The organism is Aphanizomenon sp. UHCC 0183 (assembly GCF_009712065.1).
In the GTDB taxonomy this organism is placed as follows: domain Bacteria; phylum Cyanobacteriota; class Cyanobacteriia; order Cyanobacteriales; family Nostocaceae; genus Dolichospermum; species Dolichospermum heterosporum.
In genome coordinates, this window is record NZ_VILC01000039.1 from 2,740 (window position 1) to 19,606 (window position 16,867).

Annotated in this window: 15 protein-coding genes and 1 tRNA gene; 8 read left to right on the forward strand and 8 right to left on the reverse strand. The window is 39.4% G+C overall.

What is annotated here, in order from left to right:
* Positions 1-145: 145 nt before the first annotated feature.
* Positions 146-1,561: an isochorismate synthase MenF gene (locus FJR37_RS14810; RefSeq protein WP_168466371.1), complete on the reverse strand. Its 1,416-nt coding sequence runs from the start codon at positions 1,559-1,561 to the stop codon at positions 146-148.
* Positions 1,562-1,839: 278 nt separating this feature from the next.
* Between FJR37_RS14810 and menA the strand changes: the two genes are divergently transcribed.
* The 3 genes from menA to FJR37_RS14825 all read left to right on the forward strand — a co-directional run bounded on the left by menA (position 1,840) and on the right by FJR37_RS14825 (position 5,178).
* Positions 1,840-2,739, forward strand: a complete 900-nt coding sequence (menA, locus tag FJR37_RS14815) for a 2-carboxy-1,4-naphthoquinone phytyltransferase (protein WP_168466372.1) — start codon at positions 1,840-1,842, stop codon at positions 2,737-2,739.
* Between the two features lie 166 nt (positions 2,740-2,905).
* Positions 2,906-3,871, forward strand: a complete 966-nt coding sequence (locus FJR37_RS14820) for an o-succinylbenzoate synthase (protein ID WP_168466373.1) — start codon at positions 2,906-2,908, stop codon at positions 3,869-3,871.
* A complete protein-coding gene (locus FJR37_RS14825) occupies positions 3,856-5,178 on the forward strand; it encodes a 2-succinylbenzoate--CoA ligase (RefSeq protein ID WP_168466374.1) in 1,323 nt (440 codons plus the stop codon). The genes FJR37_RS14820 and FJR37_RS14825 overlap by 16 nt, the downstream gene beginning before the upstream one ends.
* A gap of 51 nt (positions 5,179-5,229) precedes the next feature.
* Here FJR37_RS14825 and FJR37_RS14830 read toward each other — a convergent pair whose 3' ends face one another.
* The 3 genes from FJR37_RS14830 to FJR37_RS14840 all read right to left on the reverse strand — a co-directional run bounded on the left by FJR37_RS14830 (position 5,230) and on the right by FJR37_RS14840 (position 6,981).
* A complete protein-coding gene (locus tag FJR37_RS14830; RefSeq protein ID WP_168466375.1) occupies positions 5,230-5,679 on the reverse strand; it encodes a thioesterase family protein in 450 nt (149 codons plus the stop codon).
* A gap of 537 nt (positions 5,680-6,216) precedes the next feature.
* Positions 6,217-6,290, reverse strand: a tRNA-Pro gene (locus FJR37_RS14835).
* Between the two features lie 163 nt (positions 6,291-6,453).
* Positions 6,454-6,981, reverse strand: coding sequence for a GNAT family N-acetyltransferase (locus FJR37_RS14840; protein ID WP_039203157.1), 528 nt, complete (start codon positions 6,979-6,981; stop codon positions 6,454-6,456).
* Between the two features lie 661 nt (positions 6,982-7,642).
* On the opposite strand from FJR37_RS14840, the gene FJR37_RS14845 reads away from it, so the two are divergent.
* Both FJR37_RS14845 and FJR37_RS14850 read left to right on the forward strand, forming a co-directional pair.
* The gene (locus FJR37_RS14845; protein ID WP_027402292.1) at positions 7,643-8,362 is read left to right on the forward strand and encodes a hypothetical protein; all 720 of its coding nucleotides are present in this window, start codon (positions 7,643-7,645) and stop codon (positions 8,360-8,362) included.
* A gap of 199 nt (positions 8,363-8,561) precedes the next feature.
* Positions 8,562-9,452: an alpha/beta fold hydrolase gene (locus tag FJR37_RS14850; RefSeq protein ID WP_039203158.1), complete on the forward strand. Its 891-nt coding sequence runs from the start codon at positions 8,562-8,564 to the stop codon at positions 9,450-9,452.
* A 62-nt stretch (positions 9,453-9,514) separates the two neighbouring features.
* On the opposite strand, the gene tsaD is transcribed toward FJR37_RS14850, so the two are convergent.
* Positions 9,515-10,558 carry a tRNA (adenosine(37)-N6)-threonylcarbamoyltransferase complex transferase subunit TsaD gene (tsaD, locus tag FJR37_RS14855; protein ID WP_039203159.1) on the reverse strand — a complete coding sequence of 348 codons (1,044 nt, stop codon included), beginning with the start codon at positions 10,556-10,558 and terminating at the stop codon, positions 9,515-9,517.
* A gap of 540 nt (positions 10,559-11,098) precedes the next feature.
* Between tsaD and FJR37_RS14860 the strand changes: the two genes are divergently transcribed.
* From FJR37_RS14860 to FJR37_RS14870, 3 genes are all read left to right on the forward strand, one after another.
* Entirely contained in the window at positions 11,099-11,593 is a 495-nt protein-coding gene (locus FJR37_RS14860; RefSeq protein WP_039203681.1) for a photosystem I reaction center subunit III, read from the forward strand.
* Positions 11,594-11,632: 39 nt separating this feature from the next.
* Complete coding sequence (gene psaJ / locus FJR37_RS14865) at positions 11,633-11,779, forward strand: photosystem I reaction center subunit IX (protein WP_039203682.1); 147 nt, start codon at positions 11,633-11,635, stop codon at positions 11,777-11,779.
* 166 nt (positions 11,780-11,945) lie between these two features.
* Positions 11,946-12,410: a photosystem I reaction center subunit XI gene (locus FJR37_RS14870; protein WP_039203683.1), complete on the forward strand. Its 465-nt coding sequence runs from the start codon at positions 11,946-11,948 to the stop codon at positions 12,408-12,410.
* A 166-nt stretch (positions 12,411-12,576) separates the two neighbouring features.
* On the opposite strand, the gene gmk is transcribed toward FJR37_RS14870, so the two are convergent.
* The 3 genes from gmk to FJR37_RS14885 form a co-directional block, all read right to left on the reverse strand.
* Complete coding sequence (gene gmk, locus FJR37_RS14875; RefSeq protein ID WP_039203684.1) at positions 12,577-13,173, reverse strand: guanylate kinase; 597 nt, start codon at positions 13,171-13,173, stop codon at positions 12,577-12,579.
* Between the two features lie 265 nt (positions 13,174-13,438).
* Positions 13,439-13,705, reverse strand: a complete 267-nt coding sequence (remA, locus tag FJR37_RS14880) for an extracellular matrix/biofilm regulator RemA (RefSeq protein WP_015080662.1) — start codon at positions 13,703-13,705, stop codon at positions 13,439-13,441.
* Positions 13,706-14,254: 549 nt separating this feature from the next.
* Entirely contained in the window at positions 14,255-16,576 is a 2,322-nt protein-coding gene (locus FJR37_RS14885) for a DUF3488 and DUF4129 domain-containing transglutaminase family protein (protein WP_174763431.1), read from the reverse strand.
* Positions 16,577-16,867 lie beyond the last annotated feature (291 nt).

Sequence of the window (16,867 nt, forward strand, 5' to 3'; positions counted from 1 at the left end):
CCCCCTACCCCCCCTACCCCCCTACCCCCCCTACCCCCTGCTTGCCTTCACCCGTCATTTTCGGGTTGACAGACCACTAGTGATAGAGGAGGCAGAGCCTCATAGCTGGCATTCCTAGCCGGAGTCTAGGAACGAGGGAAAGTCTTTAAACCAAGGCTTTTAATAAAGCTTGCAATTTAAGTTGCACTTCGGCAAATTCCTTTTGAGGATCTGAACCAGCAACAATACCTGCACCCCCATAAAGTCTGGCATAATTACCATCAATTAAAGCCGAACGAATCCCCACAATAAATTCACAATTTCCTTCCCCGTCTACCCACCCTAAAGGTGCTGCATATAGACCCCTTTCAAAACTTTCATAACGGCGAATTTCTGCACAAGCAATATCTCGCGCTGCGCCGGCAACTGCTGGAGTAGGATGGAGTTTAGCAACTATTTGTAAAGGATGAATATTATTAGGAACTACTGCGCTAATTGGTGTCCATAAATGCTGAATATTAGATAATTGTCGCAGTCTAGGGGCTAAAACTTGGGGGAATAAACCCAGTTGAGATAAATGTTGAGTAATAAAATCTAGAACCAGTTTATGTTCGTGTTTTTCTTTGGTACTGTTAACTAAATTGTTAGCATTTGTAGCATCTTCTGTGGGAGTTTTTCCCCTCGGTGCAGAACCTGCCAAAGCATCAGTAATTAACTGCCGTTTGTGAATACTAATTAACCGTTCTGGACTAGCACCAATAAAGTTTTGTCCTTGACCATTACTGGTAGAAAATACATTGCAATTAGGATGTAGTTGGCGGAGATTATTTAAAGATTGTAATAAGTTGAAATTATGATTAGCACTGACATCTAAGGTATCAGCTAAAACAATTTTTCTTAAATGGTTAGCATGAATTATTTCTAAAACCGATGAAACAGAAGTTTTGAATTTATCACCGTTATTAGTGATCTTTTTATATAAGTTTAAGGGAAATTTATCAATATTTAGAGAATGGGTATTCAAAGATTTAATAATTTCTAAATGGCATTGTAAATTATCCAATATTTTGGTAATATTAATCCTAGAATTAATAATTGTATTCATTATTAATGTGCAGCGACTATTTTTTAAAGTTATTTGCCAACAAGGTAAGAAAACCGTAGCCGCAGGAAATGGATAATCTGCTTTTTTATGCTGATCAAAAAAACTGAAAGTACAAAAAAATCGAGGTAGGGAAAAAGTCTGATTTTGATGAGATATAGGAATTATGTTCTTTAGACAATTTTTGATAAATTCTTCTGATTTTGTAAACCTATCTTTACCAGAAATTTCTATTTTATCTAAAGTGCCAATTGCCGCCATTGCTTCACCATTACTTCTATTTTCAAAATAAAAGTTTATGGTATTTTTATGATTAAATTTATCGAAAACTAGCAAAGGATCAACTAAGCTAATTTCTAGGGGAATACTGACAATTTTACTATTATTATGGCGACGGCAATTTTCCTGAACCTCTAATAGCAATTGATTAAGATATTTGTAATCTACAAAGGTGTGGCTGCGACATGGTGAAATTGTCATGGATGTATAAGTTAATTTTTATTAAGTTATCTTCCTAAAATGTCATAAATCATGGTGGTATTTTTATAGGTAACATAATTCAGTTACCATTAACCAGCATAAACTTAGTTTGATTTTGGGTTTGATCCTGTTTTGGTAGCAAGATAGCAGGTTTTATGGCAGGATATTCCCCTATAATCATAAAATTAGCACTTTTTGGTAATTTACCAAAGTTAAACTCTGAAATTATAAAATTTAACTGATAACTAAAGTTCTGGTAATTTAACTAATCACAACTGATGACTTCAACTCAGATTTCACCACCTCAAGCTAAACTATGGCTGGCGGCTATTAAACCGCCAATGTACAGTGTTGCTATTATGCCGATTTGGGTAGGTTCGGCGGTAGCATTTAGGGAAGTAAAGATTTTTAATATAACAATATTTTCTTTGTTTATTGCCGCAGCAATTTTGCTTTTAGCTTGGGAAAATATTAGTAATGATGTATTTGATGCCGAAACAGGAATTGATCAGAATAAACATCATTCATTGGTGAATTTAACTGGTAATAAAACTTTAATGTTTTGGATAGGAAACCTGTGTTTAGGTTTGGGGTTATTGGGGATAATAGCGATCGCTCTTGTGCAAAAAGACCCCACAGTTATTGCTATAATCCTCTTATGCTGCGGCTTAGGCTATATGTACCAAGGTCCCCCCTTTCGGCTAGGATACCAGGGTTTAGGGGAATTTATCTGCTTTTTTGCCTTTGGTCCATTGGGTATGGGTGCAGCCTATTACAGTCAAACTCAAACTTGGTCTATCATTAATTTAGCAGCTTCCATGATTTTGGGCATTGTTACCAGTTTAGTGCTATTTTGCTCCCATTTTCACCAAGTTGCGGATGACATAGCCGCAGGAAAGAAATCTCCCATTGTGCGTTTAGGAACGCAAACAGGCGCAAAGGTATTAGTCGGATTTACGGCGAGTATTTATCCCTTAACTTTGCTATTTGTGATTTTGAATATTTTCCCAATTTGGACTTTACTCAGTTTCCTGAGTTTACCTTTTGCAATTCAATTATGTCGTCACGTCTTAGAAAATCACAATCAACCAGACAAAGTAAGTAACTCTAAATTCATCGCTATCAGAGTTCAGTTTGTGAGTTGCTTATTTTTGGGTGTAGGATTTATTCTGGGTTAATAATTTTCAGAATTAAACGCAGATAAACGCAGATGAACACAGATAATTTTATACCTCATCAGACTAGGAACCGCTATATAAAGCAAGGAATACGGAATGGGATAAATTTTCTTCTTCTTTCTTTATCCCTCCTGACTCCTGACTCCTGACTTCTGACTCCTTTCTCATGATTTATCAATTTTCCTTTCGTTACTTTAGTCAGAAATTCACCAAACCTATGATTACAAATCATGGAATTTGGGAAATCCGCGAAAGCATAATTATCCGCTTGATTGATGAAAAAGATGACGTTAGTTGGGGGGAAATTTCCCCCATTTCTTGGTTTGGTTCAGAAACTATCAAACAAGCTTTAGATTTTTGTTATCAACTTCCACAAACAATTACGAAAGAGATAATTTTCGCCATTCCCGATAAATTACCAGCTTGTCAATTTGCTTTTGAATCTTCAACCCACCCAGGTGGGTTTCGTCTGTGTAGCAGTGAATTGCAGTCGCCTAATCTCACCTACAGCGGCTTATTACCAGCAGGAAAATCAGCTTTAAATCAATGGAGTAACTTATGGGAACAAGGATATAAAACATTTAAATGGAAAATCGGTGTTAATGAAATCAATCAAGAATTAGAAATATTTGATTTACTCATTTCCAGTTTACCAACATCAGCAAAATTACGTTTAGATGCTAATGGCGGACTGACTTATCAACAAGGTAAATTATGGTTAGAAAAATGTGACCAATTCTCACCTAAAATTGAATTTATCGAACAACCTTTATCTGTAGATAAATTTACAGAAATGCAAGAATTAAGTAACTTATATTTAACACCCATAGCCTTAGATGAATCTATCGCCAATCTCCACCAATTAGAATCATGTTTTCAGCAAGGTTGGCGAGGAATATTTGTGATAAAACCAGGAATATTCGGTTCACCATCTCAGTTAAGAGAGTTTTGCAAACAACATCAAATTGATATTGTATTTTCATCTGTCTTTGAAACCGAAATTGGTAGACAAGCCTCACTACAATTAGCCGCAGAATTATCCACAAATAACCGCGCCGTTGGCTTTGGAATTAACCACTTTTTTCAACAACAAGAAGCAAACTGGCTAGAAAGTCTATGGAAAACATTTTAGATAATATCCAAAACCATGATTGGCTAATTTGTGATCATAGCCAAGAATTACCAAAGATAGCAACAGAATTATATTTAAAATTAACCCAGTTATCAAATCCAAAAATCATCATTGCAGAAAAATCACCAGTGAGATTTTTAGGAAGTTTTATTGCTGCTTGTGCAGCTAAATGTCCAGTTTTTCTCTGTAACCCAGATTGGAGTCAAGACGAATGGGAACAAGTCTTTAATTTAATTCAACCAGATATAGTTTTAGGAATAGATTATCACTTTTCAAAATCACAAATTCCCAATTATGAATTACCAATTACTAATACTATCATGATTCCTACGGGTGGTTCATCAGGAAAGATAAAATTTGCTATCCATACATGGCAAACATTAACTACTTCAGTGCAAGGATTTACAGAATATTTTCAAATCAATGCAGTTAATTCATTTTGTGTATTGCCATTATATCATGTGAGTGGGTTAATGCAATTTATGCGTTCCTTCACAACAGGAGGTAAATTAGTCATAACCTCATCTAAAACCTTAGAAAATTCTCAATTACCAAATATTAATCCCCACGATTTCTTTATATCTTTAGTTCCTACCCAATTACAAAAATTCCTCCAAAATCCCGCATTAACTCAATGGCTATCCAAATTTTCTACTGTCCTTTTAGGAGGTGCGCCACCGTGGGAAGAACTATTAGAAAAAGCGAGATATCATCAAATTAGATTAGCACCTACCTATGGAATGACAGAAACCGCTTCTCAAATAGCAACTCTCAAACCGGATGAATTTTTACAAGGTAAATTTAATAGTGGAAAAATCCTACCCCATGTTAAAATTATCATTGACAATCCACCGGGAAATATAAATATTCAAAGTCAATCTTTAGCATTAGGTTATTATCCCCAAATCTGGGAAAATAGAAATAACTTTATAGTTGATGATCTTGGTTTTTTAGATCATCAAGGCTACTTACATATTATTGGCAGGAATAGCGACAAAATCATTACAGGTGGGGAAAATGTTTACCCAACAGAAATTGAATCAGCGATTAGAAGAACTCAAATGGTAATTGATGTTTGTGTAATTGGTATAGCTGATAAATATTGGGGACAAGCATTAACAGCCATTTATATTCCCAAAGATAAAAATATTTCCCACATAGAAATTCAAACTCAACTCAAAAATCAACTGAGTAAATTCAAAATTCCCAAACATTGGATTTCCCTACCAAACTTACCTCGTAATACTCAAGGTAAAATCAACCATCAACAACTCCAAAAAATCGCCGAAGATATTCTGAAAACATAATACTTCAGATCCCCGACTTCTTGAAAGAAGTCGGGGATCTATGTCCTGAAATCACATAACCTCCTCCCTTGACCTTCTTCTCTCTGCGCCCTCTGCGTCTCTGTGGTTAGTTTCTAGCCAATGATTCATATAATTTGGTAATTCCAGCTTATTTCTACTATTTATATCAATACAAACGTGCCTAGTAATTGCCTTAGCAACTACGACTTCATCTATGATAATCTCATAGGTAATTTCAAACTTATCTAAACCTATTTTTTCTGCTAATAGACTAATCATTAAATTGTCACCACAATACATAGGACGTAAAAAATCTACATTTGCATGAACAATAGGAAAAGCCACAGATGGATTAGTAAAAAATGATTTAAGATTAATACCAGAAGCTGCTAATGAAACCTCATAAGCTTCATGACAAATTCTCAAAATGTTAGCGAAATAAACGACTCCAGCCGCATCAGTATCTTGAAATCTTACAGTGTAGTAATACGTAAAAGCCATTACAAAGATGTCCTGAATTAAAATCTGCTATTACATATCATTTTACTTCATATTAACTTTTAATAAAAATCCCATGATCTCAGAACCCATAGATAATGCTTTTTGTCAATGCGTAAGTCCTAGTACAGCATGGCGCAAATAAAGCAACCATTCTTAATAGCTATTACGGGTTGAGGTAAATAAATTTCATGCTGTTATTGATGAATCGTTTCTGGGCGCAGACCCTGCGCCCCTACTTTCTGAATTTTTCATGGTCAGAATCTACTATTACAGCCTGGTGTAAATAATATGACTATTAAAAGCTCCGAAAATTTGATTGATTACAAGGCTTGAAAATGGTTTATTTATTCACTTAGGGAACACCAAAAAATAAATTACCCAATTTTGTGGGATGGGCATCCTGCCTGTCCTTGATGATTAGCAGGCAAGATGCCCGCACCACAAGAAATTTTTGGGTATTTTTTTAATTGGAAGTCCCTTAAGCCGCAGTGTAGTAGTATCATAGGAATATTATTACCAAGTATAACTACGCATAAATCGGGATGACAGGATTCGAACCTGCGGCATCCTGCTCCCAAAGCAGGCGCGCTACCAAGCTGCGCTACATCCCGTAAAGCCATCAAAACCAAACTCCACAAGAACCGAATCATGTATTTTTGGTTCATCTCGACTATCATATCACAAAAAATAATAAATGCAAACCCAATGATCCAGAAAAATCAGATTTAGGGAAATATCCTCAATTCCCTAATCCCCACACCCCAGCCACCTTGATCACTGAGGATACCAAAACATTCCTTTTATACCTTCAGGATCTGACATAAAGCCCATCGTCTTATAGAAATCTACAACATGGGGGTCGGCAAAAAGAGTGACATTACTAATTTCTTCACTCCTGAGTTTTTTGAGGACATATTTCATTAATGCCTTACCTAGTCCTCTACTTTGAAAATCAGGATGAACGACTACATCCCAAATAGTGGCATTAAAAGCATGATCTGATGTAGCACGGGCAAAACCAATCAAACGCTTTTTGTTTCCTCGCACTTGCCACATAGAGGCTACGAGAAAACTATGCTCAATAGCTTTTTTTACTTTTCTAAGAGGGCGACGTGACCAGCCAACTGCATCACAGAGTTCTTCAAGTTCATAAAGGTCAATATCTCTTTCCGTACTGAAAACGATTTGATCCTTACCTACACTAGAATTACCATCAACTTCCGCTGTATGCTCATTAACAGCAGTGTTTTTATTTGTCGCTAAAGATTCAGGAGTGCTAAACCAAGTTTTCCAAAAACCCATGCCAATGCAGTTCGGGTAGTATGACTAAAATTGGTTTCCACTTTTAAAAAGTGTTGATTCACATTTAACATCACTATGATTATTGTCGGCTAATTCACTAGAAACATTCTACGCGGTTTAGCGATTTGCAATACTCACAGCTAGTTATCCAGTGTTTCTTCCCAATCACTCTCAACTCTAGCATTTTGTTTTGACACTACTCCATAAAACTGAACCAAAGGCAAAAATTTTCCGAAATTCAAGTATCTTTCTCATTTTCGTGACTAGTTTCAGTCGCGTTGCTGTCATGACCAGATAAAACTCAGATCATCCTATGCTAATCAATATCAACTTCAATAACACAATGAGAATAAATAATTTAACTGATACGCTGTAGACTTTAAAAAATAACATTATTTCTGATACAGCAGAATTCAGGAGTCACCGAGTCACCAAGTCACCGAGTCAGGAGTAAAACTGCCTTGCTGTATGGCTTTGAATTTAGATTCTGTACCTCATTAATTTGCAATATGCTGTATCTAATTAAATTTGGGGATACGTGAGAGGCACAAGGTAAAAGGTAACAGGTAAAAGTGCTTAATCTTCCCCCTGTCCCCTGTCCTCCTGCCCCCCCGCTCCCCTGTCCCAGTTTGTACAAAACAAGCAAGTCCTACCCGCAAAAATGGCTTCTGGTTTAAAATCTTCAACTCTAGAACTCCTGAAACGCTTTAATCGGGCGTTTCCCCAATTCTATGAGCAATTTGTTAGCAGTGAGATTCAACTTCAAAATTTACGCCTAGCATACCGTCTTTATAAAACTAAACGGGCTGTTATTGAGATGAAGCCAGAAGGGAGCAAAAGCGCCCTTCATTTTGCCTACCGCAATCAATCTTTCCTCTTGAGCGATATTTTTGGTGTCCTAGCAGCTTATGGTTTAACTATTCACGGTCTAAGTTTATACGGTCAAATTCGACCACCAATGCTGGTTTTTATTAAATTACTGGTATCTCGTGGCAATAAAGCACTAACTGAAAAAACTGCTGAAAATGTTTGTCGTGCCATTCGTGAGGCGTTAGCAGGCACATTTGAGGTAGAAGAAATGCTGGCTGTAGAATTTAATCTTGATGCTGGTTTGGAACAGGTACAAACTGATTTCTATGTTGACCCTGTTTTTCATCTTCCGGCTTTAGTAATTGAAGCTGATAATCAACCTGGATTATTCTATAAAGTGATGTATGCTATCTGGCAAGAAGACCTGCTGGTGGTTAACGCCAATTTACTAGTTTGGCGCGGACGGACTCGACTAATTCTTTATTTGTTAGGTCCGAATGAAAGTCTCATTCCTGAATATTTAGGTCACAAAATCGCGGAAGGAGTGAAACATAGATTACTTAATCAATAAAATTAGCTCAGTAGGTTGGCGTTAAAAATTGTTGTTATGACAAGGCAAGAGGTTTTAGGTAATTGTACTTTTATTTACACATTTTGTTTATTTAACGTCCATCTGCTTAATTCAAAATTTTAATTTTTGAATTTTTGGTTCTCTGTTCGTGTTGAGTTGTATTGAGTCGCACCCACCCTTGAGGGTACGATATTTAATTATGGCAACAATAGAAATCTTAGGCGTTCCACATACTTATGAGCTAACTGCTCCCACATCATGCCCCCATACTTTAGTATTTATCCACGGTTGGCTAAATAGTAGCGTATATTGGCAACCTGTGATTTCTCGTTTATCGGTAGATTTGCAGTGTTTATCTTATGATTTACGAGGTTTTGGTGAATCGCAGTCTCAGGTGACATCAGATATAGAACTGGCTGCTACAGACTCTAGTATGGTTAGTTTGTCTTTGGATTCTATGCACTCTCCGTATGCTTATGCTCAGGATTTGGCTGTGCTTCTCCAACACCTGAATATTTCTAGTGCTTGGTTAGTTGGTCATTCCTTAGGTGGTACTATTGCTCTATGGACTGCGGCTCAACTACCTGATTGTGTTCAAGGTGTGATTTGTATTAATGCCGGTGGTGGGATTTATCTGAAGGAAGCTTTTGAGCAATTTCGCGCCACTGGGCAAAAATTTTTACAGGTCCGTCCCCGTTGGCTTTCACAAATGCCTTGGATTGATTTGTTGTTTACTAAAGCTAGTGTGTTGCGTCCTCTAGACCGATATTGGGCGCGTCAACGACTGATTGATTTTATTATTGCTGACCCTGAAGCTGCTTTGGGAACTCTTCTCGACTCCACTACGGAAGAAGAAATTAACTGTCTACCCCAATTAGTATCCAAATTAAAACAGCCAGTCTATTTTTTGGCTGGTGCTGACGATAAGGTGATGGAACCTAAGTATGTCCGCCATTTAGCAAGTTTTCATTGGCTTTTTCAATATGTGGGCGATAATGTGATTGAAATTCCCGATTGTGGTCATCTGGCTATGTTGGAGCAACCAGAAGCCGTGGCTGAACATATTCGGTCATTAGTCATTGGTCATTAAGAAAATTCTTCTTTCTCCTGAACTCCTGAATGGGCGCAGGCCCTGCGCCCCTACCTCCTGAACTAATTTTCGTATAATTGCATGACTTGGTTCAGTGAGAGCCGGGAATGCACTCCTAATGTGAGGGGTGATGTTCTCCCAAGCGATAGATGTTCGGCGGCGGCACAGCCAATCATAGCGGCGTTGTCGGTGCAAAATTTTAGGGGGGGGAATAAAACCCGGATGTTATGTTTGCTGGCTGCTGCTTGTAAATGCTTTCTCAGTCCACTATTTGCTGCTACACCACCACCTACGGTAATGGTATCTAGTCTATAGTTACGAGCGCAGGCGATCGCCCTTTTGGTGAGCGATCGCGCTACAGTATCCTGAAAACTAGCCACTACATCCGCTACTGGTACTTCTTTGCCCTCTTTCTCTAACTGCTGCACTAAACGTAATACTGCTGTCTTTAATCCGCTAAAACTACAATCATAAGGATGATAACCCCCACCCGGTAAAGAAATTTTTCCTTCCGGTAATGTAAAAGCTTGGGGATTGCCAGTTTGTGCCAGTTTATCAATTATTGGTCCACCGGGATAACCCAGTTTTAACAACCGCGCCACCTTATCAAAAGCCTCACCCGCCGCATCATCACGGGTTTCTCCCAAAGTTTCGTAGATACCATAATCTTTCACATAAATCAAGCTTGTATGACCTCCAGAAACAAGTAAGCTAAGAAAGGGAGGATTTAAACTTGGCTCACTCAAGTAAGTCGCGTAAATATGACCTTCCAGGTGATGCACCCCCAAAAAAGGCAAATCATGGACAATTGCCAGAGTTTTAGCAGCCGTTAATCCTACCAGCAACGCTCCTACCAGTCCAGGCGCACAGGTGGCAGCTATTCCATCAATCTGACTCCAATCTAAGTGACTAGATGCGATCGCTTGCTCTATTTCATAATTCAGCGTTTCTAAATGCTGACGTGAAGCCACCTCTGGCACTACCCCACCATATTGTTGATGAACAGGAATTTGTGAAGCAACAATACTGCTACATACTTCACGATTCTTAATAATTGCCACAGCAGTTTCATCACAACTGGTTTCAATAGCCAAAACGGTTGTCATAGTAGATTAATAGGGAACAGGGAACAGGGAACAGGGAACAGGCAAGAGGCAAGAGGCAAGAGGCAAGAGGCAAGAGGCAAGAGGCAAGAGGCAAAAGGTAAGAGGCAAGAGGCAAGAGGCAAGAGGCAAGAGGCAAAAGGTAAGAGGCAAGAGGCAAGAGGCAAGAGGCAAGAGGCAAGAGGCAAAAGGCAAAAGGCAAGAGAATATATACATTCTCTCATATCTCCCCTGCTCCCTGCTCCCTACTCCCTACTCCCTGCTCCCTACTCCCTGCTCCCTACTCCCTGCCCCCTGCCCCCTGCCCCCTGCCCCCTACTCCCTACTCCCTGCTCCCTGCTCCCTGCCCCCTGCCCCCTGCCCCCTGCCCCCTGCCCTTTTCCCTATCTTTTGATTGAGAAGCTTTAACTTTTATTGACTTCAACTTTACTCAGTCCCCAGCCAAGAGTATGATGACTTCCTAGTTATCTAAAATAAAGACTGTACAAGCCGCTTCGTTTTGTACAAGAAACTTCTCGTTTTGTAATAAAAGGAAACAACTCCATGAGACGATTGTTTGCTTTGCTTTTGGTGATGACTCTTTGGTTCAATTTTGCTCCTGAAGCCAATGCACTAGGCGCAAATCTTGTTCCTTGTAAAGACTCTCCCGCCTTTCAAGAGCTAGCACTAAATGCCCGCAACACCACCCCTGACCCCGAATCAGGTAAAAAGCGGTTTGAACGTTATTCTCAGGCACTCTGTGGACCAGAAGGCTATCCCCACTTGATTGTAGATGGCCGTCTTGATCATGCTGGTGATTTTTTAATCCCTAGTATTCTCTTCCTCTACATTGCTGGTTGGATTGGTTGGGTAGGCCGTGCTTATCTCCAAGCAATCCAAAAAGAATCAAATGCGGAGCAAAAAGAAATCCAAATTGATTTGGGTCTTGCCCTACCTATCATCACCTCCGGTTTTGCTTGGCCAGCAGCAGCAATCAAAGAATTGCTCTCCGGCGAATTAACAGCGAAGGATTCAGAAATTACCGTTTCGCCACGTTAATTCATTTGTTTTCACTTATTCATTCTGGAGACTAAATTCATGGCTGAAAAAGGCGACGAAACCAACTACTTGCTGACATTCATCTCTACTGCCCCCGTTGCGGCTACAATCTGGCTAACAATCACAGCCGGGATTTTGATTGAATTTAACCGCTTCTTCCCCGACCTACTTTTCCACCCCCTATAGGTTGAAAACACGGTTAGGAAAAGCTAAGTAAATTAGCTTTCTCTTCTGGATTGTTTAGCAATAAACAATCTTAAATAATGTATGAAACTCGTAATCTTAACTATAATTTACGGGTTTCATGCCTTAAAAAACTAACAACAGTGATTCAAGGAATCGAACAATAGTTATGGCAATAGCAGCAGGACGTGACCCACAAAAAGGCGACCTAGAAACCCCCATCAATTCCGCCCCTTTGGTGAAGTGGTTTATTAGCAATTTACCAGCTTATCGCCCCGGTCTAAATCCTTTTAGACGTGGTTTAGAAGTTGGTATGGCTCATGGTTATTTGTTATTTGGACCTTTCGATAAGTTAGGTCCCTTACGCAATGCCCCTAATGCTAACTTAGCTGGTTTACTGGGCAGTATTGGCTTGGTTGTAATTTTAACTGCTTGTCTATCTTTATACGCTAACAGCAATCCTGATAAGGCTCTTGCTAGTGTTGCTGTACCCAATCCTCCTGTTGATGCTTTCAACTCTAAGGAAAGCTGGAATAATTTTGCCAGCGCTTTCTTAATTGGTGGTATCGGTGGCGCAGTAGTTGCGTTCTTCTTGACAGGTAATTCTGGATTAATCCAAGGTTTATTGGGTTAATTTGATGACTGGTAATGGGTAATAGTTGCTAATTTGGGCTATTACCCATTTAGGGAAGAGGCAAGAGGCAAGAGGCAAGAGGCAAGAGGGAACAGGCAAGAGGGAGAATTTGTTTACCAATCACCCATTACCCATTACCCATTACCAATCACCCATTACCAGATATTTATTTAAAAATCGCCTTCTGTATTTCCTTTACAGCTTGCTCAAAATCATCATTGATAATTTTTATATCAAATTCGTTAGCAGCGGCAATTTCCTCTTCAGCACGTTGCAAACGAAGAGAAATAGCCTCTTCCGCATCTTGTCCGCGCCCGCGTATCCGCTTTTCTAATTCTGCAAATGAAGGTGGTAAAATAAAGATACTGAGAGCGCTAGGAAAGGTATGACGAATTTGTCTTGCTCCTGCTAACTCAATTTCTAGCACCACCAACTTACCAGCTTGAACGTGATTCAGCACAGCCTCACGGGGCGTACCATAACAGTTACCAGCAAATTCTGCCCATTCTAAAAATTCGCCTTGAGTAACTAACTGTTCAAACTGACTCCGACTAATAAAGTGATAGTTTTTACCATTGATTTCTCCCGGACGGGGAGAACGAGTCGTTGCAGATACTGAATAATGCAATTCTGGATAACGCCGGAGAATTTCATTCATTAATGTACCTTTGCCGACTCCACTCGGACCGGTTAAAACAATTAGTTTGCCCAGAGGCAGACATTCTTTCGTATTTGCACCATTATGGGTAGGTAAGACTTGCATTATCCGTGAAAAGAGTGAATTAATAAATACAAATGATTCCTTAGTCTTGTGTTAGCGACTAAAATAACTAATACCATTTTGAACTTGGGACTTGAGATGGTTAAATACCTGTGGTATAAGCTTTTGCGCCAGTATTTCTCATCCTCACTCTTCAAAATAGCATCAAGACTAAAGAATTTGTAGCACTGGTGGCAGAAATCCAGTCTATTCATATCCTACAGCCGATATGGTACAAATAGAATTGGGTTGATAATTATGCCGACGATTAATTATCTACAACATGATGATCACGAGAAATGACAAACCGATTGGCTACTGTTTCTGGCTGAATCGCGGAGAGAATAACATGACTAGAATCAGTAATAATCACTGCCCTAGTCCGTCTTCCATAGGTAGCATCAACTAATTGACCTCTATCCCTAGCATCGGTAATAATCCGTTTAATGGGAGCAGATTCTGGACTAACGATGGCAACGACTCTGTTGGCAGAGACGATATTACCAAAACCGATATTGATTAATTGAATTTCCATAAAAAAGATTTCAGCTAAACGAAAAATGAAAAGCTCGTAGTAAACTTATTCCCATGTTATCGCTAAAGAATGGTAGTTACAACGATTTAAACCACGTTAGCCAGAGTTTTTTCATAACTAATGCTTTTTTTAGCTGTATTATCCGCTAAATCTCCTAAAAATATTCCCTATGATATATGCAGAATTGTAGGGACAGAACCTATGCACTCCTCATTCAGCAGGTATTTTAAGATAAAAAATCATATCGGAGACAAAATAAGTAATTGGACAAAAATATTTACAGTCATTGCGAGCGAAGGGAAGCAATCACAACCCTTGGAATTGCTTCGTTTCACTTCGTTCCATATGGCTAACGCCACGCTGCGCTAACGCAATGACATTGTGTAATTAATTCTGTCTCACTACTTAACCTGCCCTTAAAAATACTTTAAATATATTTACTTATGCTAAATGTGGGTAAAAACCCTGAAATAACATATTTATAGGGTATTTGTTGAATTTACATTTCGTTACATATATTCATTGTTTAACGCCAACTTATTTATTTTTTTATTTGGAAGTCTTTAATGCTTGCCATTTTTGTTGTAATTGCTGGTAGTTGGGAGTATGTCCACCATAACGCCAACTCACATAAGCATGACAGATTTCATCTATCACCTCAGCTATTTCTGGAGAATGGTGTTGGTATGCAAGCTGGGCATATTCTAGGGGTGTTTGACTAGGATGCTTACCTAAACCCTTGTTGGAGGTCCATTGTAGCATTTGTTGGTACAGTCTTTCCATAGGCGGTAATTTCTTTAACCAACGCAAGTTAAGCCACTTCCGCCATTGTCCCCAACCCAGCCAAGCGAAGAAAGCGGCGATTGTCCCCACGATTAAGCCGGTTAATATTCCTAACCAACCTTTAGTAAATAAACTTAAGAACCAAGCTACCCCTTGGAATAACCAGCTAAATATCGTCCCAAACACAGTATTTAAAATAGCTGTAATTGGTGAAGGTAACCAACCAGCTATCCAATTCCAAAATTGACGCAGCACACTAAAAGTTTGATCTTCTTCGATAGAAGGGGGAATCAAAGGATGTCCAGGAATTGGATCAAAGGTAAACCAGCCATACTTGGGGAAATAAACTTCCGTCATCGCATAGGCATCTGTATTACGGACAACATACATCCCTGTAAACGGATTAAATTCTCCTGGGGCAAATCCCGCCACTAGCCGTGATGGAATACCTACAGAACGTAGCATAATCGTTAATACAGTGGAAAAATGGTCGGGATAACCACCTTTATTTTTGAATAAAAAGCTTTCTACTAAATCATCCTTTTCATCCAAATAAGGCAAGTCCAAGGGATTGGTGGGTAGGGTGTAATTTTGTTTGACATACTGGGCTAAATAAAGAGCTTTTTCGTAAGCCGAATCTAGGCTTTTAGTCCCTGGAGAACGGGAAACCCGTTGTTGATCATAACTAGCCAGTGCTTCTTCGGTTCGTTTTCGGACTTTATCGGCAATTTTTGGTGGGATTTGCAGATAATACTGTTTAATATTAGTTGGGTATTTAGTTGAGGCTTTAACCAATAAAGAGCGATCGCGGTAAGGGACATCTGAAACAACTGTATATGTTAGCCCTTCTGACAACTGCACTGGCGCACGTAAACCATCTTCCTGATCAATGGCTATGGCTGGAGTGGGAAAATACAAGCCTTTGGGATAGGACATCGCTGGAATCAGGTTAGGCAATTCCGACACCAAATTATAAGTTTGCACCACCTCTTTGGTGAGAGTCGTGAATGGTGGAGGATCAATAGAAATGCGGGCAGTCCAAGGTGATTGTCTGAGAGTGGTAACTTGATCATTACGGGAAATATTCCAACCTTTGCCTGTGTAATTGTCAAAGGCTAGAACGCGCCAAAAACCTTCAGCTTGCGATCGCACCCGCATCACCACTTTGGGTTTCATCTCTCCCCGCAGATTTTGGTTCATCTCGCTATTGAAACCGTAATAAAAATTATTATCTAATTTTCCTGGTTCACCAGCCCTTCCTGAGCCTCTACCACTATCATTACCACTACCTTGACCATTACCCTTACCTTCACGGACATAACCGGGATTAATAATACTCCTGCCTGTAAAATTGTCTGGGACTTTTAGCGGCGCACTTACAGGAAAAGACCTCAGTTGATAACCAGGAAACCGAGGCAAAATAGCGAAAATCCCCAGTCCCAAAGCCACAATCACCAAAAAATTTAAAATTAGAACCTTAAAATTGAAATTAGGATTATTCTTTTTGGCAGATTTTTCCGAAGTTGATGGCTTGAACCCTAGACGAGAACGGTAATCCAGCACTAAAGTGGGGAGAGCGATCGCTAAAAACAACAGCAACACAGGCGCAAAAGCCATAGTTTGGCTCAAAGTCGCCGCCACACCCACCAAAATCAACCCAATCACAATCGAATAGCCCAAATCCTTCCGCCGAGGCGTATCGAAGCTATGTAATACTTGCAATTGAATCAATAACTCCGCCAAACTTAGCCGAGTATCATTCCAATTACCAATAAACCGCCCAAAAAAAGCCCCCAAAGCCAACAACATTCCAATCGCAATACAAAACTGGATCGGAATATTAGAATCACGACGACGGTAATAACTCCACCACGTTCCCACCACAGTCAGCGGAACAGTCCACAGACTAAATTGAGTCTCACCAGCAATATCCGTAGCCACAATCCCCAAAATTACCAGTACCATCACTAGCGCTCGCAAAGGAATCGAGTCTTCCACTTCTTTGACTGGCGATTTTCCTCTAGTTGGTTGCCACTGCTTACCTAACGGTAAACGCCAAAACCGATTAATCCTAGACAAATTAAACATTTTCAAATAGGCAAAGCTATGATGTAGACGCTGCGGATACTATACTAGGTAGAAAACTATCATCTCGTTTTCAACTTCCCCCCTATCCTAGCTTCAGACTCCCTGAGAGTACAAGTAATCTCGCTCATAGCTAAGGTAATTAGATACGCCCTTAATATTGAATTGATCTTGTTGATTGCAAAGAGAACTAAGTTTTAAAACCAGGAAATTAAACAAGATTATGATCCATTCGTTGCCATTGCTCCCATCTAACTCCTAGATAGGCAATAAGTAGGTGAACACAATAAAACC